The sequence below is a fragment of the Frateuria terrea genome (assembly GCF_900115705.1).
Classification (GTDB): domain Bacteria; phylum Pseudomonadota; class Gammaproteobacteria; order Xanthomonadales; family Rhodanobacteraceae; genus Frateuria_A; species Frateuria_A terrea.
The window spans coordinates 274,801-298,263 of record NZ_FOXL01000006.1; the positions used below are offsets into that span (position 1 = coordinate 274,801).

Below are 23,463 nucleotides of genomic sequence, written 5' to 3' on the forward strand. Positions count from 1 at the left end.
CGGCTTGCCCTAAACTTGGCGGACCATGCTGCAGATCAGCCGCACACTTGCCCTTCCCGACGCCGAGCTGACCGAGCGCTTCCTGCGTGCGGACGGCCCGGGCGGTCAGCACGTCAACCGCACCGAAAGCGCGGTAGAACTGCGTTTCGACGTCGCCGCTTCACCCTCGTTGCCCGACGCGGTGCGCTCGCGCCTGCTCTCGCGCCGCGACCGACGGATGACCGACGAGGGCGTGCTGGTGATCCAGGCGCGGCGCTTCCGCGAGCAGGCGCGCAACCGCGACGATGCCCGCGAGCGGCTGGCCGAGATCGTGCGCGGTGCGCTGCTGGCGCCGAAGAAGCGCGTGGCGACGCGCCCCACGCGCGCCTCGAAGGAACGCCGCCTGGCCGGCAAGCAGCAGCGCGGCCGCATCAAGCAGTCCCGCTCGCGCGACTGGAGCGGCGAATGAGCGACGCCATCCTGCCGCCGGTGCCGCCGCAGGCACCGCGGCTCGGCAACCGCTTCTGGCCGTGGCTGATGCGGGGCCTGCTGCGCCTGTCCGGCTGGCGCCTGCTCGGCGAACTGCCCGACGTGCCCAAGCTGATCATCATCGGCGCGCCCCATTCGTCCTACTGGGACGGCGTGTGGGGCCTGATGATGAAGATCGCACTCGGGCTGGACATCAAGATCATGATCAAGCGTGAGGTACTGGACAGCCCGCTCGGTCTGATCCTCAAGCCGATCGGCATGATCGGCATCAACCGCAAGGCCGCGCTCAACGTGGTCGGCCAGATGGTGCGCCGCTTCGCCGACCACCCGCGCATGTGGCTGGGCATCACGCCCGAAGGCACGCGCAAGCACGTGCAACACTGGAAAAGCGGTTTCCTGCGCATCGCGCGCGAGGCCGACGTGCCGATCCTGCCGGTCTTCCTCGACTATCCGACCAAGACCTTCACCCTCGGCACGCCGTTGCATGCGACCGACGATCCTGATGCCGACATGGCGCGCATCCGCGCGCTGTTCAGCGGCTACCGCGGCAAGCATCGCAACACCGAGTAGTTCACCTCCACGCTGGATCCTTATCCGATGATCGCCTTGGGTATCGCGCATTTCGGCGCCTTCCTGCTCGCCTGCCTGACGCTCAACCTCACGCCCGGGCTGGACACCTTCTACATTCTCGCCCGCAGCGGGCGCGAGGGCCGCGCAGTGGGGTTCGCCGCGGCGCTGGGCATCAATGCCGGCTGCGTGGTGCACACGGCAGCCGCCGCGCTGGGCGTTTCGGCGATCCTGATGACCTCGGCGCTGGCATTCACGCTGCTCAAGTACCTGGGCGCGGCCTACCTGGTGTGGATCGGCCTGCGCATGCTGCTGTCGCGCGCGACCGCGCGCAGGCCGACCACAATGCGCGGCCAGGGGATGGGCGCGGCGTTCCGGCAGGGCATGCTGACCAACGTGCTCAACCCCAAGGTGGCATTGTTCTACCTGGCGTTCCTGCCGCAGTTCGTCGTGCCGCAGGCGGGCCACCCGCAGTGGGCGTTGCTCGTGCTGGGCGTGAGCTTCATCGGCACGGGGCTCAGCTGGTCGCTGGTCCTCGCCTTGCTCGGCGGGCACATCTATCGGCTGCTCCTGACGCGGCCCAGCCTGGGCCGCTGGATGGACCGCTTCTGCGGCACGGTGCTGCTCGGCTTCGGTCTGCGGCTGGCGATCCAGCGCCAGGGGTGACCGTTGCCTGTTAGCGCCCCGAATGGCCCGGCTCGTCGTGCTCGCGGTGGGCGAGCAAGCCGGGTTTGACCAGGTCGACGAACGCCCGCGCCTCCGGGCTCAGGAACTTGCCCTTGCGCATCACCACGCCATAGCTGCGCTGGGGAAAGAAGCGCTTCATGTTGCGCACGGCCAGCCGTCCGCGGTCGGCCTCGGTGATGCAAATGCCGGTGACGATCGAGATGCCGAGCCCTGAGGCCACGTACTCCTTGATCACTTCCCACCCGCCGACCTCGATCGCCACCTGGTAGGGCACCTGGCGCTGCTGGAATACCAGGTCGACCAACCGATAGGTGGACAGCCGTTGCGGCGGCAGGATCAGGCCGTAGGGCGAAAGATCCTCCAACGCCACGTCCGTCTTGCGTGCCAGCGGATGGTCCGGCGGCGTGATCAGCATCGGATCGTAGTGGCGCAGCGGCGCCCAGGCGATGTCATTGGGCACTTCCAGCATCGAGCCGACCGCGAAGTCGGCCTCGTCGGCGCGCAGCAACGCCAGGCCGTCGCGGCCGGTGACGTTGGCCAGCTGCAGGTGCACCGCCGGAAACGCCTCGCGATAGCGGCGCACCAGCTCGGGCAGCAGGTACTGGATGGTCGAGGCCCCGGCGGCAATGGTCAGTCGGCCGGCCGTGAGGCCTTTGACACGCGCCTGGAAGTCACGGTCCAGGTTGTCCCAGCCCTCGATCAGCGGGCGGGCCAGTTCGTACAGCGACTCGCCGGCGTCGGTCAGGTTGATGCGTCGGCGCCGCCGCTCCAGCAGCGGCACACCGAGTTCACGCTCCAGGGCCTGCAATTGCAGGGTGACGGTCGGCTGGGAGAGGAACAGCGCCTCGGCCGCGCGGGTGAGCGTACCCAGCTTGACGATGCTCACGAAGGCACGCAGCTGTTTGTGGCGGTTGCCCTTGTAGTAATAGCGCTCGGTCGGCTCCCCGGGTTCCCGGCTCTCGACGACCGCTTTGCGGGCCTTTGTGCGACGCACCTGACTGGATCGGTTCACTGCCGTTGGCCTCCCGTTCGGCCGCTCTACCGCTCTTTTAAAAGCTACTTTGATTTTCTCAATAAGAAAGATTGAAACATTTGCTTTGTCAAAGGCAAGCATGCCGGCCTAGCGTGAATGCATCCCTCCAAGGAGCTGCACGCATGGCCGTCCCGCAGGAACGACTCGATCCCAGCCCGCTGACCGTCCACGGCAACACCGCCGCCTACGGCAGCCTGCTCACCCCCGATGCCCTGGCCTTCCTGGCAGAGCTGCACCGCCGTTTCGACGGCCGCCGGCGCGCACTGCTCGCGGCCCGCGCTGAGCGCCAAGCTGCATGGGACGCGGGCGCCCTGCCCGATTTCCGTGCCGATACGCGCGCCATCCGCGAAAACGCCTGGCAAGTGGCACCCGTTCCAGCCGCGCTGCGCGACCGGCGCGTCGAAATCACCGGTCCGGTCGAGCGCAAGATGATCATCAACGCGCTCAATTCCGGCGCGAAGGTGTTCATGGCTGATTTCGAGGATTCCTCCACGCCGACGCTGGCCAACCAGCTCGATGGCCAGCGCAACCTGATCGACGCGGTCGCCGGCACCATCGCCTACCGCTCGCCCGACGGACGCAACTACAAGCTCGCTGCCAACCCGGCAGTGCTGGTGGTGCGTCCGCGCGGTTGGCACCTGCCAGAGCGCCACTTTGAGGTCGACGGCGAGCCGATGGCCGGCGCGCTGGTGGACTTCGGCCTGTTCGTGTTCCACAACGCCAACGCGCTGCAGGCACGCGATCGCGGTCCCTACTTCTACCTGCCCAAGCTCGAAGCCATGGAAGAGGCCACGTTGTGGAACGATGTGATGGCCCATGCCGAGGCCGAGCTCGGTCTCCCCCGCGGCTGCATGAAGGCCACGGTGCTGATCGAAACGCTGCCGGCCGCCTTTCAGATGGACGAGATCCTGCACGCGCTGCGCGAGCGTGTCGTCGGCCTCAACTGCGGCCGCTGGGACTACATCTTCTCGTACCTGAAGACCCTGCGCTGCCACCGCGACCGCCTGTTGCCCGAGCGCGGCCAGGTGCAGATGACCGTGCCGTTCCTGAAAGCCTACTCGGAACTATTGATCAAGACCTGCCACCGTCGTGGCGCCTTCGCCATGGGAGGCATGGCCGCGCAGATTCCGATCAAGGGCGACGAGGCCGCCAACCAGGCGGCGCTGGATAAGGTACGCGCCGACAAGCTGCGCGAGGTGCAAGCCGGTCACGACGGCACCTGGGTCGCCCATCCCGCGCTGGTGCCGATTGCAATGGAGATCTTCGACCGCCACATGCCCGGCCCCAACCAGCTCGACGTCATGCGCGGGGACGTCACGGTGTCCCGTTGCCAGCTGCTGGCGGCGCCCTGCGGCACGATTACCCGCGCCGGTTTCGACAACAACGTCGAGGTGGCGTTGCGTTACACCGCCGCGTGGCTGGACGGCCTGGGCTGCGTACCGATCCACCATCTGATGGAAGACGCGGCCACGGCGGAGATCGCCCGGGCGCAGCTGTGGCAGTGGCTGCACTACGCGGGCGACACGGTTTCGGACTGCGTGCCGCTGGAGTTCCCCGACGGCGCACCGATCGACATGGCGCTGTTCGACCAGGCGCTCGCCGCGCATACCCATCGCCTGCGCGAAAGCACGCATCCGGGTGCCCATCGGGCCGACGATGCCGCCCGGCTGCTCGCACAACTGACCCACGCCGACCAGCTCGGCTCCTTCCTCACCTTGCCCGCCTACGCCCAACTCGCCTGACGCCCCCTCGTGGGAGCGCCCCTGTGCGACGGCCGCTCGGGCGTGCACAGGTGCGCTCTTGCGGCCCCTCACGGAGCTCGAGACCCATGAAATCCAATCTGCCGACCGCTGAACAGATCACTCTGGACTGGACCAACAACCCGCGCTGGGCGGGCGTACGCCGCAACTACAGCGCCGAGGACGTGGCGCGTCTGCGCGGCACCGTGCCGATCGAGTATTCGCTAGCCCGCCATGGCGCCGAGAAGCTGTGGCATCTGCTGCACAAGGAAGACTTCGTCAACGCGCTGGGCGCGCTGACCGGCAACCAGGCCATGCAACAGGTCAAGGCCGGTCTCAAGGCGATCTATCTGTCCGGCTGGCAGGTCGCCGCCGACGCCAACGTCGCCGGCGAGATGTACCCGGACCAGTCGCTCTATCCGGCCAACTCGGTGCCGCTGGTGGTCAAGCGCATCAACAACGCGCTGCTGCGCGCCGACCAGTTGCACCATGCCGAAGGGAGCGACGAGATCGACTGGCTGGCGCCGATCGTGGCGGACGCCGAAGCCGGCTTCGGCGGCGTGCTCAACGCCTTCGAGCTGATGAAGGCGATGATCGAGGCGGGCGCCGCGGGCGTCCACTTCGAGGACCAGCTCGCCGCCGTGAAGAAATGCGGGCACATGGGCGGCAAGGTACTGGTACCGACCCGCGAGGCGGTCGACAAGCTGACCGCCGCGCGCCTGGCCGCCGATGTCTGCGGCGTACCTACGCTGCTGGTGGCCCGCACCGACGCCGACGCAGCCGACCTGCTCACTTCCGACGTCGATGACAACGACCAGCCGTTCATCACCGGCGAACGCACCGTGGAGGGCTTCTTCCGCGTCCGGCCTGGCCTGGACCAGGCGATCAGCCGCGGCCTGGCCTATGCGCCCTACGCCGACCTGGTCTGGTGCGAGACCAGCAAGCCCAACCTGGACGACGCACGCCGTTTCGCCGAGGCGATCCGCAACGAGTATCCGGACAAGTTGCTCGCCTACAACTGCTCGCCCAGCTTCAACTGGAAGAAGAACCTGGACGACGCCACCATCGCCAAATTCCAGCGCGAACTGGGCGCCATGGGGTACAAGTTCCAGTTCATCACCCTGGCTGGCTTCCACAGCCTCAATTACGGCATGTTCGAACTCGCCCACGGCTACGCGCGCCGGCAGATGAGCGCCTTCGTGGACCTGCAGGAAAGGGAGTTCGCCGCCGCCGAGCGTGGCTTCACCGCGGTCAAGCACCAGCGCGAGGTCGGCACCGGCTATTTCGACCAGGTCACCCAGGCGATCCAGCAGGGGCAGTCCTCGACGGTGGCACTCAAGGGTTCGACCGAGGAAGCGCAGTTCCAGCGCGCCTCGGCAGCCTGAGACGGCGCGCACGGCTCCCGCTCCCCATTTCGATGATGCCGGGGGAGCGGGTCGGAGGAGGCCCGGGTGTGCGGGGACTTCGAAAGCCCGCAAGCAGGCCGCAGGAGCGGTCAGGGGGCAGTGGGCGGCGTCAATGCGATGACCGCCCAACCCGCCTTCGGCTCGAGCAGCCGTTTGGTCGACGCCACCCGCAGGTTCCCTTTCTCGTCGACCACGAAAAGCAGCACCGTCTGGCTGCCGTTGCGCTCGGTGAAATCGCTCCAGCCGAAAGTCTGGGAAAGGCGGGTGGACTTGATTCGCCACCCCGCCGTCAGCAACTCGCCAAAGCGCGCGTGCGTCATCTCTTCGCCGAACAGCGGCGGTGCCAGCAGGTTGCCCGCGATGGCAGCGCGATCGGTCGCCTCGTGCGGCGCCAGATTACGCAGGCGGTACACCTTTTCTCGCCCGAACTCGCGTCGGTAGTGCACGCACGCCAGCGAATTGCGCTCGCGGTGCGTGGACATGGCGAGCAAGCGCGCCAGCGGTCGTGCGGTCGCGCTCTGCAGCACTACCGTGCCGATGATCAGGATGAACACCAGCGGCACCATCGCTTCCGCGCCGGCCACGCCCAGTTCCTGGAGTCGCAGCGCGAACAGCGCCGACACGGAAGCGGCCACGATGCCTCGCGGAGCCACCCAGGCGATCAGTGCGCGCTCGCGCCAGGACAACGAACTGCCCATGCTGGCAAGGGCCACCGTCAGGGGCGCACCAGGAATTGTGCGACCAGGAACACCGCGAGACCCGCCCACAGCATGCCGTCCGGCAACGGCCACCGCAGCCGCGCGGCGAGCAGTATGAACAGGCTCGATACCAGTAGCGTGGTGAGGTTTTCCTTGAAGTCGAGGATGTCGTCGATGTGCACGTTGCGGATGTTGCCGAGCGCGATGCCCATGATCGTCACGGCCAGCAGGCCCGACTCGCGGGTGATCGCATTGGAAAGACTGAAAGCGAGCAGCACGGTCGCCAGCACGCCGAAGTTCTGCAGGTACTCGGGGATCAGCTGTCGCTTGAGCAGCCCCGCCAGTACCCAGGCGGCCAGCGCACCGGTCAGCACACCGCAGTCGATGGTGGCCAGAAACACGCCGGCCGTATGACCCTCCTGGTGCGAAACGATCGCCTCGTAGATGAGCACCGCGAACAGCGCGCCGAGTGGGTCGATCACGATCGCCTCCCAGCGCAGCGTGTTGGCGATGCGCGCGTTCGGGCGCAGTGTGCGCAGCATCGGTGCGATCATCGTCGGCCCCGTCACGCATGTCAGAGCGCCGAAAAGCAGGGCCACGTCCCAACTCAACTCTGCGATCAACCGCGCGGTCAGTGCAGGCAGCAACAGGGCAGCGATCGCACCGTAACTGACCAGCCCGCGTACCGCCCGGCCGATGCCCGGCAACTCGTGGAAACGCAGCGTCATGCTGCCTTCGAACAAGATCAGCGCGACCGCCAGCGAGACCAGCGGAAACAGCAGGTCGCCCAGCATCGCGTCGGGGCGGAACACGCCGGTTAACGGCCCCAGCACGATGGCCGCGAGCAGCAGAAACAGGATCGCCGGCAGCTTCACCCGCCAGGCCAGCCATTGCGAGAGAAAGCCGATGCCCAGCATGCATGCCAGCATCACGCCGGGTTGTAGCGTTATCGCCGTCCTTCGCGTCCGGGGCGGTCGATTCTGCCTGAGCGACCCGGTCGATTCGAAGGCACGGCTGACGACTCCTCTTCCGCGGGGCAACCGGGCGAGAGATCGGGCCTTGCGGGATGGACAAGCGGCCTGGCGACTGAGCTCGTGCGGCGGCCGGGGGAGGCGGCAGGACGAGCGACCGGGGCTTGCGAAGGCCAAGCCACCCTGGCGCTGCCCGCTGGGGAATGGGCAAGGCCGGGGTACGGGAAGGGAAGAGGCCAGCCCCGGTATCGGGCGGGGGGAGGGAGGGGGACCGATACCGGGGCGGCGGGCCGGATGCATTTAAGTACCGGCGAGTGCAGATATTAAACCAGACAAGCCCGAAGTCAATACCCGCCAGTTCAGAAAGCTCAGAAACGGCGGTATTGCAGGGCTTCGGCCAGATGTGCGCGATCGAGCACCGCCGCGCCACCGTCGAGGTCGGCGATCGATCGCGCCACGCGCAGGATGCGGTGATAGGCCCTTGCCGACAGGCCCAGACGCTCGAGCGCAGCCTCGAACCAATGGCGCTCGGCCGTGCCCAGGGCGCAATCGCGCTCAAGCTCGCGCGTATTGATTTCCGCATTGGCCCTACCCGCCCGGGCCAACGCCCGTTCGCGCGCCTGGACCACTCGTGCGCGCACGGTGGCCGAGTCCTCGTCGTATGCGCTGCGTGGTGCACCCAGTTCTGCCAGCGGCACGCGCGGTACCTCGACGCACAGATCGATGCGGTCCAGCAGCGGGCCGGATATCCGCCCACGGTAGCGCTGGATCTGGTCGGGCGTGCAGCGACAACGGTCACGGGCATCGCCGGCATAGCCGCACGGGCAGGGGTTCATCGCCGCAACCAGTTGGAATTGGGCTGGAAAGGTAGACTGCCGTGCCGCGCGCGAGACCAGGATGTGGCCTGATTCGAGCGGCTCACGCAGCACCTCGAGCACGTGTCGGCTGAACTCTGGCAGCTCGTCGAGAAACAAAACGCCGTTGTGCGCGAGCGAGATTTCGCCAGGCCGCGGATGGGAGCCACCACCCACCAGCGCCACCGCCGAAGCGGTGTGATGCGGTGCGCGGAACGGACGCTGACGCCAGCGCGAGGGCTCTACGCGTTGGCCTGCGACGGACAACACGGCGCAGGTTTCAAGCGCTTCGGTTTCGCCCAGCGGCGGCAGGATACCGGGTAGTCGCTCGGCCAGCATCGTCTTGCCCGTGCCAGGCGGACCGATCAACAGCAGGTGATGCCCGCCGGCTGCAGCGATCTCCAGCGCACGGCGAGCCTGCAGCTGGCCACGCACATCGACCAGGTCGGGCACGCCAGGATCCACCGCCTGTCCTTCGTCGGCCTGACCTGGCAACGCAAGCTCCCCTGCGTTGCGCAGCCAGCTGCAGACGTCGGCCAGGGTGTCGGCCACCAACACGTCGGCTTCGGGCACCAGGGCGGCTTCGGCGGCGTTGGCACGCGGCACCACCACGCGCCGGCCGCGTGCGCGTGCGCGCAACAAGGCCGGCAGCACGCCGGAGACGCCGCGCAGGTCACCCGACAGGGCCAGTTCACCGAGGAATTCGCATTCGTCCAGTTTCTCGCGTGGCACCTGCCCACCCGCAGCCAGGATGCCCAGCGCAATGGCCAGGTCGAAGCGGCCGCCGTCTTTGGGCAGTTCGGCCGGCGCGAGGTTCACGGTGACCTTTCGGTTGGGATATTCAAACGCGGCGTTCTGGATCGCGACGCGCACGCGGTCGCGCGCCTCGCGCACGGCCGCCTCGGGCAAGCCAACGATATGCGTACCAGGCAGACCGCCGGAAAGGTGCACTTCGACCATCACCTGTGGCGCGGAGACGCCTTCCTGGGCACGGCTCAGCGTGACGGCGAGGCTCACGGCAGCATCCGCGGCAGCCAAAGCGCGGTCGTCCCTGACCGCAACGGCTGGAGAAACACGGTGCACCGGCTCTGCCCGTAAAGGGCAGACCAGACGGCCGATGGCATGACCGTGCCGCCAAGTCGGCCATACGCGATGGAGTCGCCGGAATGCATGGTGGAACGCGACTCCATCGACGAACAGGCAAAAATAACCGCCCCCGATCGCTTCTCGGGGTGAGGGTGACGGATCGGGGGCGGCTCCCGGGAGCTGGCAGCTAGAGTCCGCGGGCCGCGTCGGCCTCCAGTTCGGCGACGCGCCTTTCCAGTTCGTCGACCTTGGCGCGAGTGCGCGCCAACAGTTGGCTCTGGACTTCGAACTCCTCGCGGGTGACCAGCTCGAGGCGACGCAATCCTTGCATCAGGACATCGTGGAAGTTGGTTCGCAAATCCTGCTGCGCCTGTGCCAACCCTGGCGGTACCAGCGACACAAGTCGCAGGGCAATTCGGTCGATTTCCTGCCGATCCATCATGGACGGCGCCTCGAGCGGGTCGGTAGTAAGTCTAGGTAACGTGAATGCAGGTGCACCATCGGCCGGCTCCGCCAGAGAATGTAGGGATTGTCCTACACGCCCCGCCGGGGCGACAGCTCGCGGGCCGACAGGCACAATGGCGGCCGACCTTGGAAAAGCGAGCGAGGAACATCCATGAAGCTGGTCGTGGCGGTCATCAAGCCGTTCAAGCTGGACGACGTGCGCGAAGCGCTGGCCGAGGTGGGTGTCCAGGGGATCACGGTGACCGAGGTCAAGGGCTTCGGCCGGCAGAAAGGGCACACCGAGCTCTACCGCGGCGCGGAATACGTGGTCGATTTCCTGCCCAAGATCAAGCTGGAGGTGGCGGTGGCGGACGACCAGCTGGAGCGGGTCATTGAGGCGATCCAGCAATCGGCACGTACGGGCAAGATCGGCGATGGCAAGATCTTCGTCAGCCCGCTGGAACAGGTGATCCGCATTCGGACGGGCGAGCTGGACAACGACGCGCTTTGACTCGGCCCGCGCCTGTGGAGACTCAGCCCCGCGCCTGCACGAAACGCCGGTGATGCACCAGCAGGCCGGCGTAATAGCTAACGTAGTAACCGATCATCAGGCCCAGCACCAACAGGGTCAGCGGACTGTTGCCCAATGGCGGCGCAGTTGAGGCAGTCATTGCGCCGGTCATGCCTGCGTGCGGTACCACGGCCATGAAACGCCAGGCCAGCCGGGCAACCAGCAGAGCCGTCACGGTGGCGCCGATCCAAGGATTGGGCAGATACAGGTCGCGACCATCGGGGCCCCGCTCGAAGCGGGTCAACCGCAAACCGGCCAGGCCCAGTGCGATGCCGCCAAGCAGGCCGCCCGCCAGGCCTTCGAGCAGCCGCGGATCACGTATTCCGGCAAGCGAGATCAGGCCCGCCAGCAAGCTCAGAATCGCCACGCGGGCGATCATCGCGCCGCGACGCACCGGCTGGCGGCCGAACTGGCGACGCGCGCGGCGCCAGACCATGAAGGCCACCAACGGCGAGACCAGCGTGGGCATGAGCAGATTCGGCGCCATCACGTGCTCCAGGACCATGGATGGCCGAAGCCTAACCGTGCAGGAAGCCGCGCGCGATGGATGGGCGGCAGGCGGCTGGCATGACAAATGTCAATGAAGGTCTGGGCCAAGTGCCCTCATCCGCCTTTTCGGCACCGGGATGAGCAACTTTGCGAACTATCTGCGTTACTTTGCCCTGCCCTGGTTTGCCACGGCGGCCATCTTCGCCGCGATCGCCTCGGCGTCGCCCAGGTAGTAGCTGCGCAGCGGCTTCATCGTCTCGTCGAACTCGTACACCAGTGGCACGCCATTGGGCACGTTCATTTCGACGATCGCTTCGTCGGAAATATGATCCAGGTACTTGATCAGCGCGCGCAGCGAGTTGCCGTGCGCAGCGACCAGCACACGCTGGCCCGAAGCCACCGCCGGCGCCAGCACGTCGTGCCAGTAAGGCAGTACGCGGGCGACGGTATCCTTCAGGCACTCGGTATCGGGGATCATCGACGGGTCGAGCAGCGCGTAGCGCGGGTCGCTCACGGACGGGTTGTCGGCACGTGCTAGCGGCGGCGGCGGGATATCGTAGCTGCGCCGCCAGATCTTGACCTGGTCCTCGCCGTACTTCGCCGCCGTCTCGGCCTTGTTGAGGCCGGTCAGGCCGCCGTAGTGGCGCTCGTTAAGGCGCCAATCGGTAACCACCGGAATCCACATCAGATCCATCGCGTCGAGCACGCCCCACAGCGTACGCACCGCACGCTTGAGCACCGAGGTATGCGCCACGTCGAAGGTGTAGCCGGCTTCCACCAGCAGCCGCCCGGCTTCCTTTGCCTCGGCCATGCCCTGGTCGGTCAGGTCGACGTCGGCCCAGCCGCTGAAGCGGTTGTCGAGGTTCCACTGGGACTGGCCGTGGCGGATCAGGACGAGCTTGTGCATGGCGGCAACCTGGCGGCGGAAAACGCGAAATGGTGCGGCGCCCTTGCGACGGCGTCAAATCGCTCCATGCCGAAGGTCACGCTAAACCGCGGAGCGCGGTGCTGCATCTGATGTCCTATTCCCACGAAGGAGCACCACCATGCGCCACCTGCTCATCGCCCTCGCACTGGCCCTGCCGCTGGCGGCGGTCGCCTCGGACAACGACGTCGACAAGATCAACGGCGACATCCGCATCGACGCCGGCCAAAGCGCCGGCGAGCTCAGCACCGTCAATGGCGACATCTCGCTCGCCGACGGCGCCAGCGCGCGCAAGGCCGACACGGTCAACGGCGGAATCACGCTGGGCCAGCGCGCCACCATCGGTTCGGTCAATACCGTCAACGGCGGCATCGAGTTGCGTGAGGGCGCCAAGGTCAACGGCGAGATCGAGGCGGTCAACGGGCACATCGAACTGGCCAGGGGCGCCGACGTGAGCGGACAGGTGTCCAACGTCAACGGTCGCATCGAGCTGGATGCCGCGCACGTGGGCGGCGGCGTGGAAACCGTGGACGGCGACATCGACATCGGCGCCAATTCACGTGTCGAGGGCGGCATCCTGGTCGACAAGCCCAATGGTGGCTGGTTCCACCACAACCGTACACCGCACATCGTGATCGGCCCGCACGCCGTCGTGCAGGGCACCCTGGAGTTCCGCCACGAAGTGGTGTTGCAGGTCAGCGACAGTGCGCAGATCGGCCCGGTGAAGGGCGCCACGCCGGTGAAGTTCAGCGGCGCGCAGCCGTAAGACTCTTGCAGGAAATGCACCTGTGCGCGACCGGGATGTCCGCGGTCGGCACGGGTGCGCTCCTACAGCCAGTCGCGCGGCTTGAGGTAGTCCTGCAGGCGCGCCTCGGGCGAACCGGGTTCCGGCGTGTAGGCGTATTCGTAGCGCACCCGCGGCGGCAGGCTCATCAGGATCGACTCGGTGCGCCCGCCCGACTGCAGGCCGAACAGCGTGCCGCGGTCATAAACGAGGTTGAACTCCACGTAGCGGCCGCGTCGGTACAACTGGAACTCGCGCTCGCGTTCGCCCCAGGGCGTGTCGCGGCGACGTTCGGCAATCGGCAGATAGGCATCGAGGAAGCCCTGCGCCACGTCGCGGGTGAAGGCGAAGCAGCGCTCGAACCCGCCTTCGTTGAGGTCGTCGTAGAACAGCCCGCCGACCCCGCGCGTTTCGCCACGATGCTTGAGGTAGAAGTAGTCGTCGCACCAGCGCTTGTAGCGCGGGTAGACATCCTCGCCGTAGGGCGCACACAGGTCGCGCGCGACGGCGTGCCAGTGCCGCACGTCCTCGTCGAACGGGTAGAACGGCGTCAGGTCGAAGCCGCCGCCGAACCACCACACCGGCTCGACCCCTGGTTTGCTGGCCTCGAAATAGCGCACGTTGGCGTGCGTGGTCGGAACGTACGGATTGTTCGGGTGCAGCACCAGCGATACGCCGGTGGCGATGAAGCTGCCGCCGGCCAGCTCCGGCCGGTGCGCAGTGGCGCTGGGCGGCAGGGTGTGGCCATGCACGCGCGAAAAATTCACGCCTGCCTGCTCGAACATGGCTCCCTCGCGCAGCACGCGGGTACGGCCGCCGCCACCGGCTTCGCGGGTCCAGCGGTCCTCAACGAAACGTGCGCTGCCGTCGAGGCGCTCGACCGCAGCGCAGATGCGGTCCTGCAGTTCGCGCAGGAAGGTTTCGGCCTGGCCGGATTGCTCGCTCATCGGGACGGATGGATGCGGACGGGAGTGCCACAGAGCTTAGCAAGCGGATCCACGCCGGGGCTGTGGCGTGTCGACGCGGATCCGGGGTGGCTCAGCCGGCCGTGGCGGAAATCAGCTCGAGATTGCGCCCGATGTCGCCGGAGAGGTACTGCATCCAGCCCATGTAATTGGAATGGATCAGGCGGGTGCCATCGCGCTTGACCTCGTACTTGAGGTTCTTGCTGTCGACGTAGCGGATCTGCACCTGCCTGGCATCGAAGTCGACGCGGATCTTGGCGACCCATTCGTCGCGACTGAGTTGGGCGCTGATGCTGCTGGTCTGCTGGTCGGTGACGGTCCAGCCGCGACCGAGCAATGCGCCTTTTACGGCCTTGCCCACCTGCACGCCGTTGAGTCCGGCCGGCACGGCGATCGGTGCCGGGTCGACCAGGGGCGACTGGCGGAACGCCATGGTCAGCAGCAGGAGCGGGAGCAGCAATACCAGCACAAAGCGTGAATGGAACATCGGACTTCCCCTGTCGTGAGTGGCCGCGGAGTGCGGCGCGGCGAGTCTGCCGTGCCCGCCGTTGCACGCACAAGGGCGCCTCCGCCGATCCGCGCGGCCATGCGCGCCGTGGCCGATCGGCCGCGCCCTGCGCATGCCCAGGTCGATCCACATCAGTTAGGTCGCCTCCATCAACCGCAGGGCAGGTAGCGCAGCGTGCAAGGGAAGGTGTCCTCTGCCGCCACCGGATGGCCGCATCCAGCCGCCGGGCCAGCGCGAGGCAACGTTCCAGTGGCGGCGGCTGGCCGGTAGCGCCATCGGTGGCGGCATCTCGACGCGGTCGCCGCCCTGCAGCAGGCCGCGCGAGGCGCAGGTTCTCCGGTGCATCGGCCGACTCCTGTTCCAGCTTCGCCCGGAGCTTGGCGACCAGCGCTAACCACTGCAACCCGGCGAGTCCGGCCCGCGCCTCGCTGCGCGCCGCCGCTGTATCCGCCGAGCAGCAGCACGCCCTGGGCCGCCCCGGCGCCGACCAGCTGCTGCCCGAACACCAGCACCACTCATCGTCCCGGGAGCATGGTCGGCGCGCGCCGCGCGATGCGCCACACATGCACGATGTAACCCAGCCAGACCAGGCCTGTGCTCAGCAGCGCCCCGAGCAGCTGAACGCCGCCACGTGCAGCACGTCGGCATCGCGCAGGTAACACCAGGGACTGCCGGGGAATGAGGACGACGGCGCGGCAGATCGGCGTGAAGGCAAACCAGCAGCAGCCGCGGCTACCGCATACCGCATACCGCGTATTTCCTTCCACGCAGGCCCTGGGCGACAGGCCTCTTTCGCAAAGAATTCACATCTTCGCCACGGCTCGCTTGCGGCCATGGCGTGGGCCAGGACCTCGCCCGCCGCTACCGGGAAAGCGTCTTGCCTGAAGGAGGTAAACGCCGGTCGCAAGCAAGGCTAGGCAAGCTCGCGGCCCGCCGCTAGGCTGGTTCGATGTTGCAACCCATCACTCCCCTGGCGGTCACCGCCTTCACCGCCACCTCGGCCCTCGGGCGCGGCCTGGAAGCCCATCGCCTTGCCTTGCAGGACGCCCGCACGGGCCTGCGCGCCAACGATTTCAGCCTGGCCCCGCTGGCGTGCTGGGTCGGCCGCGTCGACGGCGTCGAACAGGCCGCGCTACCCGCTTCATTGGCTGTCTGGGAATGCCGCAACAACCGGCTTGCCTGGCTGGGCCTGAACCAGGACGGCTTCCTCGGCGCGGTGCACGCCGCGCGCGAGCGTTATGGCGCCGCCCGCGTGGCACTGCTGGTCGGTACGTCCACCGCCAGCATCGGCACCACCGAGGAGGCTTACCGCCGGCTCGACCCGGACGGCGGCTTCCCTGCGGACATGCTGCGTCCGCCGATCCATGCGCCGCACTCGCTTGCCGGCTTCCTCGCCGAGGCGCTGGGACTGGAAGGACCATGCCTGACCATCTCCACCGCCTGTTCCTCCAGCGCAAAGGTCTTTGCCAGCGCCGAACGGATGATCCGGCTGGGCCTGGTCGATGCCGCGCTGGTCGGCGGCGTGGACACGCTGTGCGAAAGCGTGCTGTTCGGCTTCAACGCACTGGAGCTGGTATCGCGCGCGCCCTGCCGCCCGTTCGATCGCACGCGTAGCGGCATCTCGATCGGCGAGGCTGCCGGTTTCGCGCTGATCGAGCGCGCCGAAGCCGCGCCGCGCGCGCCGCGCCTGCTCGGCTACGGCGAGGCGAGCGACGCCCACCACATGTCCACGCCGCACCCGGATGGCCTCGGCGCCGAACTGGCGCTCCGCGATGCGCTGGCGCGCGCAGGGCTGGAACCACGACAGGTCGACTACGTCAACCTGCACGGAACCGCGAGCCTCAAGAACGACGAAGTGGAGGCGGCACTGATCGGGCGCGTCTTCCCGTCCGGCACGCGCGCAAGCAGCACCAAGGGATACACCGGCCACACCCTCGGCGCTGCCGGCATCCTCGAGGCGGTCATCACCTTGCTGGCGATCCGGCACGGGCTGGTGCCTGGCAACCTCGGTGGCAATGAACCGGATCCGGCCTGCGGGCCGCAGTTCGCCTGGCGCAACGAGGCGCGGTCAATCGGGGTGGCGCTGAGCAACTCGTTCGGCTTTGGCGGCAACAACGCCTGCCTGGCCTTTGGCGGCGCGGGGAGTGGCGCATGAACGCGCTTGCCGTGCACGTCGATGGCGTCGGCCTGTGGTCGCCGCAGCTGGGTAGCTTCGCCGCATTGCGCGCGATATTGGGGGGTACCCCGGTGCCGCCGCCAGCCCGTCCGGCGGCCGCCCTGCTGCCGGCCGGCGAGCGCCGTCGCGCGCCGGAAAGCGTCTTGCTGGCGGTCGAAGTGGCGAGCCAGGCAGTGACGATGAGTGGTTGCAACCCGGCCGGCCTGCCGTGCGTCTTCGCCTCGTCGCACGGCGACCAGGCGATCATGGATTACATGTGCGCGACCCTGGCTGCCACTCCCGCGGAACTCTCGCCCACACGCTTCCACAATTCGGTGCACAACGCGCCGGCCGGCTACTGGACCATTGCCACCGGCTGCCACGCGTCCTCCAGCGCCGTCTGCGCCCAACGCGCCAGTTTCGGCGCCGGCCTGCTCGAGGCGGCCAGCCTGGCCCTGGCGGACGCGCGACCGGTGCTGCTGGTTTGCAGCGACACCGCCGGCAGCGGTCCGTTGGCCGAAGTCACCGGCAGTCCCTCGCCCTTCGGCTGCGCCATGGTGCTCAGCCCGCAGCCTGGCGCGTCCACGCTGGGCCGACTTGCTCTGCACCTTTGCCCCGGTAGCATCGCCGACGCACCGGCCGCATCGGCGGTGCCGGCCGACTGGGTGGCTGCTAGCCCGTCGGCTTCGGCGCTGCCTTTGCTGGCCCTGCTCGCGCAGGGCGCGGGCCGCTGCCGCGTAATGGCAGCCGGATCGCTCGGCATGGATATCCACCTGGAGGAATGTGCGTGAAAGCCACCCCACCGCGCTGGTGCGTACTCATCCCCTGCCTCAACGAGGAGGCGGCGATCCAACAGGTGGTGGAATCGGTGCTGGCGCTGAACGTGCCGGTGATCGTGGTCGATGACGGCTCGGACGACCGCACGCCCGACATCGTCGGCGCCATGCCGGTGACTTTGCTGCGCCACCCGCAACGCCGCGGCAAGGGCGAGGCCCTGCGGTACGGCTTCCGCGAGGCGCTGAAGCAGGGATTCGACGCCGTGGTGACGATGGACGGCGACGGCCAGCATCTGGCCAGTGACGTGCCACGCATCGTCGGCGCCGCCCTGCGCTATCCGGAACACATCGTGATCGGCGCGCGCCTGCTTGAGCGCGAGCAGCAGCCCAGGGGCCGTCGTCGCGCCAACGCGGTGGCCGATTGGGGCATCTCGTGGGCATGCGGTGTGCCGGTTGTCGATACACAGAGCGGCCAGCGCTGGTATCCGCGCGCGGCGCTGGAGCTGGTCGACCTGCCGGCCGAGAACTTTGTCTTCGAGGCCGCCATCCTGATCGCCGCCTGCCGCGAGAAGGGCCTGGGCGTCATCTCGGTACCGATCGCGTCGCGCTACCACGGCGAATTCCGCCTGAGCCACTTCAGCCCCGTGCGCGATGTGGTCCGCATCACCCTCTACACGATCGGCCGCGTGGCCCGCTACGGCGGCGTCCTCGCCAGCTACCGCCGCTCGCACGACGCTCCGCCGCTGATCATCGACGACGCCGGCCTGCTCGCCATGGAGGCCGGCGAGCCGGCGCGCGTGACCCGCTGAGGGCCTGCTGCGCCGGCAGCCATCCATAGGTGCAGCCAGACCCCGTCTGCTGCACCATCGCTCCATCCAGCCAGGGAGAGCGGTATGGCGGACGCGCACACAACGCATGACGCGGTCATTCTTGGCGGAGGCCTGGCCGGCTTGTGCCTGGCCCTGCAGCTTCGCCGCGAATTCCCGGAGTTGGACATCGTGGTGCTCGAACGCCACCGCCATCAGTTGCCCCTGGCCGCGCACAAGGTGGGCGAATCGACCGTGGAGATCGCCGCCCACTACTTCGAAGAAGAGCTGGGGCTGCGCGAGCACCTGCAGCAGGCCCAGTTGCGCAAGTTCGGCCTGCGGATGTTCTTCAGCGAGGGCCAGGACCGGCTCGACCAGTGCACCGAGCTGGGCGTGAGCCGTGTCCTGCCCACGCCCAGCTACCAGATCGACCGCGGCCTGTTCGAGAACTTCCTCGGCGAGGAGGCACGCCGTCGCGGCATCGACTTCCGCGACGGCACGACGGTGCGCGGGTTCGAGCTCGGCCGTGAGGGTGAACTCCATCGCGTCCGCTGCAACGATGACGCGGGCGAACACAGCCTCGCCTGCCGCTGGCTGCTCGACGCCTCCGGCCGCGCCGGCCTGCTGCGGCGTCGTCTTTCGCTGACCCGCGACAACGGGCACCACGTGAATGCCGCCTGGTTCCGGCTCGACTCACGCCTGCTGCTGGACGAATGGTGCGCGGACAACGCCGCCTGGCGCGACCGCTGCGAGCCGCCGGAGCGTTGGCGCTCCACCAACCACCTGTGCGGGGAGGGCTACTGGGCCTGGCTGATCCCGTTGTCGAGCGGGGCGCACTCGGTCGGCATCGTTGCGGACGAGGCGCTGCATCCGCTGGAGGGGTTCCAGGACTTCGCCCGCGCACGCGGCTGGCTGGCGCGCTACCAGCCCGCGCTGTCGCGGGCTGTGGAGCGCTGCGCGGACTCGCTGCTGGACTTCCATTTCCTGCGCGGCTGCTCGTACGGCTGCGCGCAGGTCTTCAGCGCCGATCGCTGGGCGCTGACTGGCGAGGCCGGCCTGTTCCTTGACCCGTTCTATTCGCCCGGGGGCGATTTCATTGCGATCGCCAACACCTACATCTGCATGCTGGTCGCGCACGATCGCGCGGGCCGACCGCTGGCGCCCCACGCGCGGTTCTACCAGCGGCTGTACTTCTCCTTTTACCAGAGCACCCTGGCGCTATACCGCGGGCAGTACGCGCTGTTCGGCAATGCCCTGGTGATGCCCGCCAAGGTCGCCTGGGACTACACCTACTACTGGGGCGTGCTCTGCCAGTTGTTCTTCCAGAAGCGGCTGGGCGACACGGTGCTGTTCGCCGAACTCGCCCCGCAGCTGGCGGCCGCGCAGCAGTTGAATGAACGCATGCAGGTGTTCTTTGGCCGTTGGCACGCCGCCTCGCACCGGCGCAACCAGGCGGGTTTGCTGGACCAGTGCCGTGTGCCCTGGCTGGTGGAAATCAATCGCGGCCTTCGCGACACGCTCGACGATGCCGGCGTACGGGAGAGGCTGAAATCCAACCTGGCGCTGCTGCATGAAGTGGCCGGCGCGATCGCCGCGATGGCCATGCGCGATGGCGTGCCGGTCGAGGGTCTGCCCATCTGCAACGGCCCGCCGCCAGCGCTGTACGAAGTGGCTGCGGCCGCGGGCATGGCTCCTGTCACCTGACCGCTGGCGGCAGCTGGCCTGTGCACGGCAAGGCCAGCATGCGCTGCCCCGGCCAGGCAAGGCCGGACCGGCTGTAGAGCGCCCCGACCTGGGCGCGGCCGATCACTGGCCGCGCCCGCAGCGACCTCAGTCCTTCGGCATCGTGAACTTGAATTCCTTCGGCGGCGTGTCGCCGGCGAGGTGGGTCACGAAGTAATCCCAACGACGGCGCATCGCGTAGGTGCCCTTCTCCACACCGTAACCGTGGTGCACGTTGGGAATCAGCAGGAGGTCGAAGTCCTTGTTGGCCTTGATCAGCGCGTCGGCCACCAGCAGCGTGTTGGACGGCGGCACGTTGTCGTCGATGGTGCCGTGCACCAGCATCAGCTTGCCCTTGAGATTGGCCGCGTGGTTCTCGTTGGCCTGGTCGTCGTAATTGGTGGTGCCGTCCTTGTGGGTGACCAGCGGGCCCTGGTACTTCTCGGCCCAGTCGTCCTCGTAGTTACGGTTGTCGTGGTTGCCGCTCTCGGACCAGCCGACCTTGAAGAAGTCCGGATAGCGGAACATCGCGTCCGCCGTGGCGTTGCCGCCGCCGGAGTGGCCCCAGATGCCAACGCGATGGGTGTCGATCCACGCGTAGCGCTTGCCCAGCTCCTTGATGGCGGCGACCTGGTCGGGCAGCGTGTTGTCGCCCATGTTGCCGTACCACGCATCGTGGAACGCCTTGGAACGCCACGGCGTGCCCATGCCGTCGATCGCCACCACGATGAAGCCCAGTTCCGCCAGCGACTGGTTGTCGCCGCGCGAAGGCAGGAAGTTGCGCCCGCGTACCGAGCCGGTCTGCGGGCCCGGGTAGATGTAGTCGACGACCGGGTACTTTTTGTGCGGATCGAAGTTCGTCGGCTTGAACAGCATGCCGTAAAGGTCAGTCTTGCCGTCGCGTGCCTTCACCGTGATCGGGGTCGGCGGCACCCAGCCGGCCGCACGCAGGCGGCTGACGTCGGCCTTGGCGACACTGACGAGCGTGTGGCCGTCGGCGCTGTCGCGCAGCAGGGTGACCGGTGGCGTGGTCGGCGTCGAATAGGTATCGACGAACGCGTGGCCGTCCGGCGAGAGGGTGATCTCGTGGTTGGCCGCTTCGGGTGTCAGCAGCACCGGCTTGCCGCCGTCCAGGCTGACCTTGAAGAACTGCTGGTAGTACGGATTCACGCCCGGGGTGCGGCCGACGCCGCGGAACCACACGGTGCGCGTCTTCGGATCGACCTTGAGCACCTCGGTGACGTTGCCCTCGCCAGTGGTGATGGCGTGCTTGAGCTTGCCCGTCTGGAGGTCGTACAGGTACAGGTTGCCCCAGTTGTTGCGCTCGGAGAACCAGACCGCCTCGTGGCTGGCGGGCAGGTAGAACCAGTTGACCTGGCCGTTGCCGCTCTCGTAGTAGGTCGGCACGTGTTCCTCGAACACGGTGCGCACCGCGCCGGTCTTCGGATCGGCGATGCGGAACCATTCGTCCTTGTGGTAGCGCGAGGTGGAGACGAAGGCCAGCGTCTTGCCGTCGTCCGCCCACTTGACGTCGTCCCAGCCGCCCTCGGGGCCGCAGCTGACGTCGTCACACAGGGTCGAGCGGTGCTGGTCAGGCGCCATCTTCAGGCGCACGACCTTCTTCGACGGCACGTCGATGACGACGCGCTCGATCATGGTCACGTTCTTGTCGCCGGCGAGCGGTCCCTTCCAGTGCAGCAGCTCGGAGTGGCCGACCTGCGTCTTGAGCAGGTACATGTCGCCGGTCTTGCGCTCGTCCTGCTGGAAGGTGGCGATCTGCTTCGAGTCGGGCGACCACACCAGGATCGCGTTGTCGGTGTGCTTCCAGCCGGCGTTGTCGGTGGCGTAGCCGAAGTTCTCCACGCCATCGGTGGTGAGCTGGGTCTCCTTGCCGGTGGCCACGTCGCGCAGCCACAGGTTCCAGTCGCGGATGAAGGCTTCGCTCTTCTTGTCCGGCGACAGCACGCCCGGCTCCTTGCCGGTCTTCTTCGCCACGCACTCGCCCTGCGCGGGCTTGAGGTCGCACAGGTAGTGCTTGCCGTCGAGCTGGACGTCCAGGCGGCCATCGGCGGCGACCACGTATTCGCGGATGCCGAGTTTGTCCGACTTGATGGGCTTGGCCAGCGCTTTGCCCAGGGCGGCGGCGAGCCGGGGCTGGTCGAACGCGTCGGTGGCCTTGCCGGTGGCCGCGTCCATCACCCGGTAGTGGTCGCCCTTGGCATCGTGGTCGACGTACCAGAAGTGGCCGTCGTCCAGCCAGGTCACGCGCTGGATCGCGTGGTCGACCAGCGGCGCGGTGTTGGGGCCGAGGAAGCGCTCCGCGCGTGCATAGTCGTCCGTGGTCAGCGTGTGGCCCTGCGCCAGCGCGCCGGTGGCCACCAGGCCAAGTGCCAGCGCGCCCGCCAGGCGCGAGCTGCCGATCATCGATGCCATCGTGTTTCCCCTTTGTCAGGACCTGCCAAATAGGCCGATCGTAACGTGCCCAAAGTCATGCCACCCATGCCATTAGTCGGGGGCGTTGACGGCGTGGCGCCGGCGCCGGCACGCTGGGCCTTCCTCGCCCCGGAGCGCGCCATGGCCTTCGTCGTGATCGGCAACTACCTCTCGCCCTTCGTGCGCAAGGTGCTGGCGTGCATGGAGCTGAAGGGGCTCGGGTACGAGATCGACCCGATCGTGCCGTTCGTCGGCAACGAGGCGTTCGAGCGGCTGAGCCCGCTGCGGCGCATTCCGTTGCTCATCCAGGACGGGCGCGTGTTCCTCGATTCCTCGGTGATCTGCCAGTACCTGGAAGACATCCATCCGGCGCCGTCGCTCTACCCGGCCGATCCGGCCGACCGCGCGCATGCCCGCTGGCTGGAGGAGTACGCCGATACCGCGTTGGCGGACGCCCTGATCTGGCGGCTGTTCTACCAGAAGGCGATCCGCCCCTACGTGTTCGGCGAGGAACGCGACGAGGCCGTGATCGGCGAAACGCTCGAGCGGCACGTTCCGCGGACGCTGGACTATCTGGAGACCCAGCTGCCCGCCGAGGGCTATCTGTTCGGCGCGTTGTCGATCGCCGACGTGGCGATCGCCAGCATGTTCCGCACGGCCGCTTTCGTGCGTTTCACCATCGATGCCGCGCGCTGGCCGCGCAGCGCCGCGTTCGTCGAACGCGTACTGGCGCACGAAGTGTTTCGAAGGCTGGCCGCATGGGAAGACGTGATGCTCCGTCTGCCCGTGTCCGAACAGCGTGCGGCCCTGGCCGCGGCGGCGGCGCCGCTCACGGCCGGGACGTTCGGGACGGCGCCGCCGCGGCATGGGCTGCCGCGTATGTGAGGGTGATCCGCACCCGACGGACTGTGCCGGTTTCGCCCGGATCGCCTACCCGCAGCACGCAGTCCACGCCCTCGCGCAGCAGGTCGACGAAGCGGTCGCCGGTACCCAGGTCCAGCTCGATCTGCGGAAAGCGCGCCATGAACTCGGGCAGCGCCGGGATCACCATCAGTCTTGCCAGCGCCGACGACAGATCCACCCGCAGCCGACCGCGCGGCACGACCGACGCCTCGCGGAAGTTGGCTTCCACCTCGTCCACGTCGGCGAGCAGGCGCACGCAGTGCTGGTAGTAGGTCTTGCCCTCGCAGGTCACGCGGACGCGCCGCGTCGTCCGCTGCAGCAGCTGCGCACCCAGCCTCGACTCGAGCGCCTTGATCGTATGGGTGACGGTGGCGCGCGGCAGGCCCAAGTCGTCGGCCGCGGCGGTGAAGCTGCCCAGCTCGACGATGCGGGCATACAGGCGCATGGCGTGCAGGCGATCCATTGTTGATCAC

General features: G+C 67.8%; 22 protein-coding genes and 1 pseudogene. 12 read left to right on the plus strand and 11 right to left on the minus strand.

The window, feature by feature from the left end; all coding sequences use genetic code 11:
- The first annotated feature begins 25 nt into the window (after positions 1 to 25).
- From arfB to BMZ38_RS12550, 3 genes are read left to right on the plus strand one after another with little or no spacing between them, the layout of a single operon-like run.
- Positions 26 to 448 (plus strand): alternative ribosome rescue aminoacyl-tRNA hydrolase ArfB, encoded by a 423-nt coding sequence (gene arfB, locus BMZ38_RS12540; RefSeq protein WP_091338115.1) that lies wholly within the window; start codon positions 26 to 28, stop codon positions 446 to 448.
- A complete protein-coding gene (locus tag BMZ38_RS12545; RefSeq protein ID WP_091338119.1) occupies positions 445 to 1,038 on the plus strand; it encodes a 1-acyl-sn-glycerol-3-phosphate acyltransferase in 594 nt (197 codons plus the stop codon). The genes arfB and BMZ38_RS12545 overlap by 4 nt, the downstream gene beginning before the upstream one ends.
- A 27-nt stretch (positions 1,039 to 1,065) precedes the next feature.
- Positions 1,066 to 1,701, plus strand: coding sequence for a LysE family translocator (locus BMZ38_RS12550; RefSeq protein ID WP_091338122.1), 636 nt, complete (start codon positions 1,066 to 1,068; stop codon positions 1,699 to 1,701).
- Positions 1,702 to 1,711: 10 nt separating this feature from the next.
- On the opposite strand, the gene BMZ38_RS12555 is transcribed toward BMZ38_RS12550, so the two are convergent.
- Positions 1,712 to 2,716 carry a LysR family transcriptional regulator gene (locus tag BMZ38_RS12555; protein WP_245747278.1) on the minus strand — a complete coding sequence of 335 codons (1,005 nt, stop codon included), beginning with the start codon at positions 2,714 to 2,716 and terminating at the stop codon, positions 1,712 to 1,714.
- 161 nt (positions 2,717 to 2,877) lie between these two features.
- Between BMZ38_RS12555 and aceB the strand changes: the two genes are divergently transcribed.
- Together aceB and aceA are read left to right on the plus strand one after the other, a co-directional pair.
- Positions 2,878 to 4,497 carry a malate synthase A gene (gene aceB / locus BMZ38_RS12560; protein WP_091338128.1) on the plus strand — a complete coding sequence of 540 codons (1,620 nt, stop codon included), beginning with the start codon at positions 2,878 to 2,880 and terminating at the stop codon, positions 4,495 to 4,497.
- Positions 4,498 to 4,583: 86 nt separating this feature from the next.
- Positions 4,584 to 5,879, plus strand: coding sequence for an isocitrate lyase (gene aceA / locus BMZ38_RS12565; RefSeq protein WP_091338131.1), 1,296 nt, complete (start codon positions 4,584 to 4,586; stop codon positions 5,877 to 5,879).
- Positions 5,880 to 5,989: 110 nt separating this feature from the next.
- Here the strand turns inward: aceA and BMZ38_RS12570 are convergent.
- The 3 genes and pseudogenes from BMZ38_RS12570 to BMZ38_RS12580 all read right to left on the minus strand — a co-directional run bounded on the left by BMZ38_RS12570 (position 5,990) and on the right by BMZ38_RS12580 (position 9,951).
- A pseudogene (locus tag BMZ38_RS12570) lies at positions 5,990 to 7,548 on the minus strand (cation:proton antiporter).
- 389 nt (positions 7,549 to 7,937) lie between these two features.
- Positions 7,938 to 9,440, minus strand: a complete 1,503-nt coding sequence (locus BMZ38_RS12575; RefSeq protein WP_091338134.1) for a YifB family Mg chelatase-like AAA ATPase — start codon at positions 9,438 to 9,440, stop codon at positions 7,938 to 7,940.
- 256 nt (positions 9,441 to 9,696) lie between these two features.
- Complete coding sequence (locus BMZ38_RS12580) at positions 9,697 to 9,951, minus strand: accessory factor UbiK family protein (protein ID WP_091338136.1); 255 nt, start codon at positions 9,949 to 9,951, stop codon at positions 9,697 to 9,699.
- A gap of 174 nt (positions 9,952 to 10,125) precedes the next feature.
- Here BMZ38_RS12580 and glnK point away from each other — a divergent pair, with 174 nt between their 5' ends.
- On the plus strand, positions 10,126 to 10,464 hold the full coding sequence (glnK, locus tag BMZ38_RS12585) for a P-II family nitrogen regulator (RefSeq protein WP_091338139.1): 339 nt from the start codon (positions 10,126 to 10,128) through the stop codon (positions 10,462 to 10,464).
- Positions 10,465 to 10,486: 22 nt separating this feature from the next.
- On the opposite strand, the gene BMZ38_RS12590 is transcribed toward glnK, so the two are convergent.
- Positions 10,487 to 11,011: a CcdC protein domain-containing protein gene (locus BMZ38_RS12590; RefSeq protein ID WP_091338142.1), complete on the minus strand. Its 525-nt coding sequence runs from the start codon at positions 11,009 to 11,011 to the stop codon at positions 10,487 to 10,489.
- A gap of 165 nt (positions 11,012 to 11,176) precedes the next feature.
- Entirely contained in the window at positions 11,177 to 11,920 is a 744-nt protein-coding gene (gene gpmA, locus BMZ38_RS12595; RefSeq protein WP_091338145.1) for a 2,3-diphosphoglycerate-dependent phosphoglycerate mutase, read from the minus strand.
- Between the two features lie 139 nt (positions 11,921 to 12,059).
- On the opposite strand from gpmA, the gene BMZ38_RS12600 reads away from it, so the two are divergent.
- Entirely contained in the window at positions 12,060 to 12,704 is a 645-nt protein-coding gene (locus BMZ38_RS12600) for a DUF4097 family beta strand repeat-containing protein (protein ID WP_091338148.1), read from the plus strand.
- Positions 12,705 to 12,766: 62 nt separating this feature from the next.
- Here BMZ38_RS12600 and hemF read toward each other — a convergent pair whose 3' ends face one another.
- The 3 genes from hemF to BMZ38_RS17610 all read right to left on the minus strand — a co-directional run bounded on the left by hemF (position 12,767) and on the right by BMZ38_RS17610 (position 14,540).
- Positions 12,767 to 13,669: an oxygen-dependent coproporphyrinogen oxidase gene (gene hemF / locus BMZ38_RS12605; RefSeq protein WP_091338151.1), complete on the minus strand. Its 903-nt coding sequence runs from the start codon at positions 13,667 to 13,669 to the stop codon at positions 12,767 to 12,769.
- 91 nt (positions 13,670 to 13,760) lie between these two features.
- On the minus strand, positions 13,761 to 14,174 hold the full coding sequence (locus BMZ38_RS12610; RefSeq protein ID WP_091338154.1) for a hypothetical protein: 414 nt from the start codon (positions 14,172 to 14,174) through the stop codon (positions 13,761 to 13,763).
- A 156-nt stretch (positions 14,175 to 14,330) separates the two neighbouring features.
- Positions 14,331 to 14,540 (minus strand): hypothetical protein, encoded by a 210-nt coding sequence (locus tag BMZ38_RS17610; RefSeq protein WP_139202443.1) that lies wholly within the window; start codon positions 14,538 to 14,540, stop codon positions 14,331 to 14,333.
- A gap of 604 nt (positions 14,541 to 15,144) precedes the next feature.
- Between BMZ38_RS17610 and BMZ38_RS12615 the strand changes: the two genes are divergently transcribed.
- From BMZ38_RS12615 to BMZ38_RS12630, 4 genes are all read left to right on the plus strand, one after another.
- On the plus strand, positions 15,145 to 16,350 hold the full coding sequence (locus BMZ38_RS12615) for a beta-ketoacyl-[acyl-carrier-protein] synthase family protein (protein WP_175483772.1): 1,206 nt from the start codon (positions 15,145 to 15,147) through the stop codon (positions 16,348 to 16,350).
- Positions 16,347 to 17,141 (plus strand): beta-ketoacyl synthase chain length factor, encoded by a 795-nt coding sequence (locus BMZ38_RS12620; protein WP_091338157.1) that lies wholly within the window; start codon positions 16,347 to 16,349, stop codon positions 17,139 to 17,141. Before BMZ38_RS12615 ends, BMZ38_RS12620 begins: the two co-directional genes overlap by 4 nt.
- Positions 17,138 to 17,935, plus strand: a complete 798-nt coding sequence (locus tag BMZ38_RS12625) for a glycosyltransferase family 2 protein (RefSeq protein ID WP_245747279.1) — start codon at positions 17,138 to 17,140, stop codon at positions 17,933 to 17,935. Before BMZ38_RS12620 ends, BMZ38_RS12625 begins: the two co-directional genes overlap by 4 nt.
- Before the next feature lie 84 nt (positions 17,936 to 18,019).
- Positions 18,020 to 19,636, plus strand: a complete 1,617-nt coding sequence (locus tag BMZ38_RS12630) for an NAD(P)/FAD-dependent oxidoreductase (protein ID WP_091338163.1) — start codon at positions 18,020 to 18,022, stop codon at positions 19,634 to 19,636.
- A 126-nt stretch (positions 19,637 to 19,762) separates the two neighbouring features.
- Here the strand turns inward: BMZ38_RS12630 and BMZ38_RS12635 are convergent, their stop codons facing one another.
- A complete protein-coding gene (locus BMZ38_RS12635; protein ID WP_091338167.1) occupies positions 19,763 to 22,087 on the minus strand; it encodes a S9 family peptidase in 2,325 nt (774 codons plus the stop codon).
- Positions 22,088 to 22,228: 141 nt separating this feature from the next.
- Between BMZ38_RS12635 and BMZ38_RS12640 the strand changes: the two genes are divergently transcribed.
- Positions 22,229 to 22,972, plus strand: coding sequence for a glutathione S-transferase family protein (locus BMZ38_RS12640; RefSeq protein WP_091338170.1), 744 nt, complete (start codon positions 22,229 to 22,231; stop codon positions 22,970 to 22,972).
- Here BMZ38_RS12640 and BMZ38_RS12645 read toward each other — a convergent pair.
- Positions 22,917 to 23,453 carry a LysR family transcriptional regulator gene (locus tag BMZ38_RS12645; RefSeq protein ID WP_091338173.1) on the minus strand — a complete coding sequence of 179 codons (537 nt, stop codon included), beginning with the start codon at positions 23,451 to 23,453 and terminating at the stop codon, positions 22,917 to 22,919. The genes BMZ38_RS12640 and BMZ38_RS12645 overlap by 56 nt on opposite strands.
- Positions 23,454 to 23,463 lie beyond the last annotated feature (10 nt).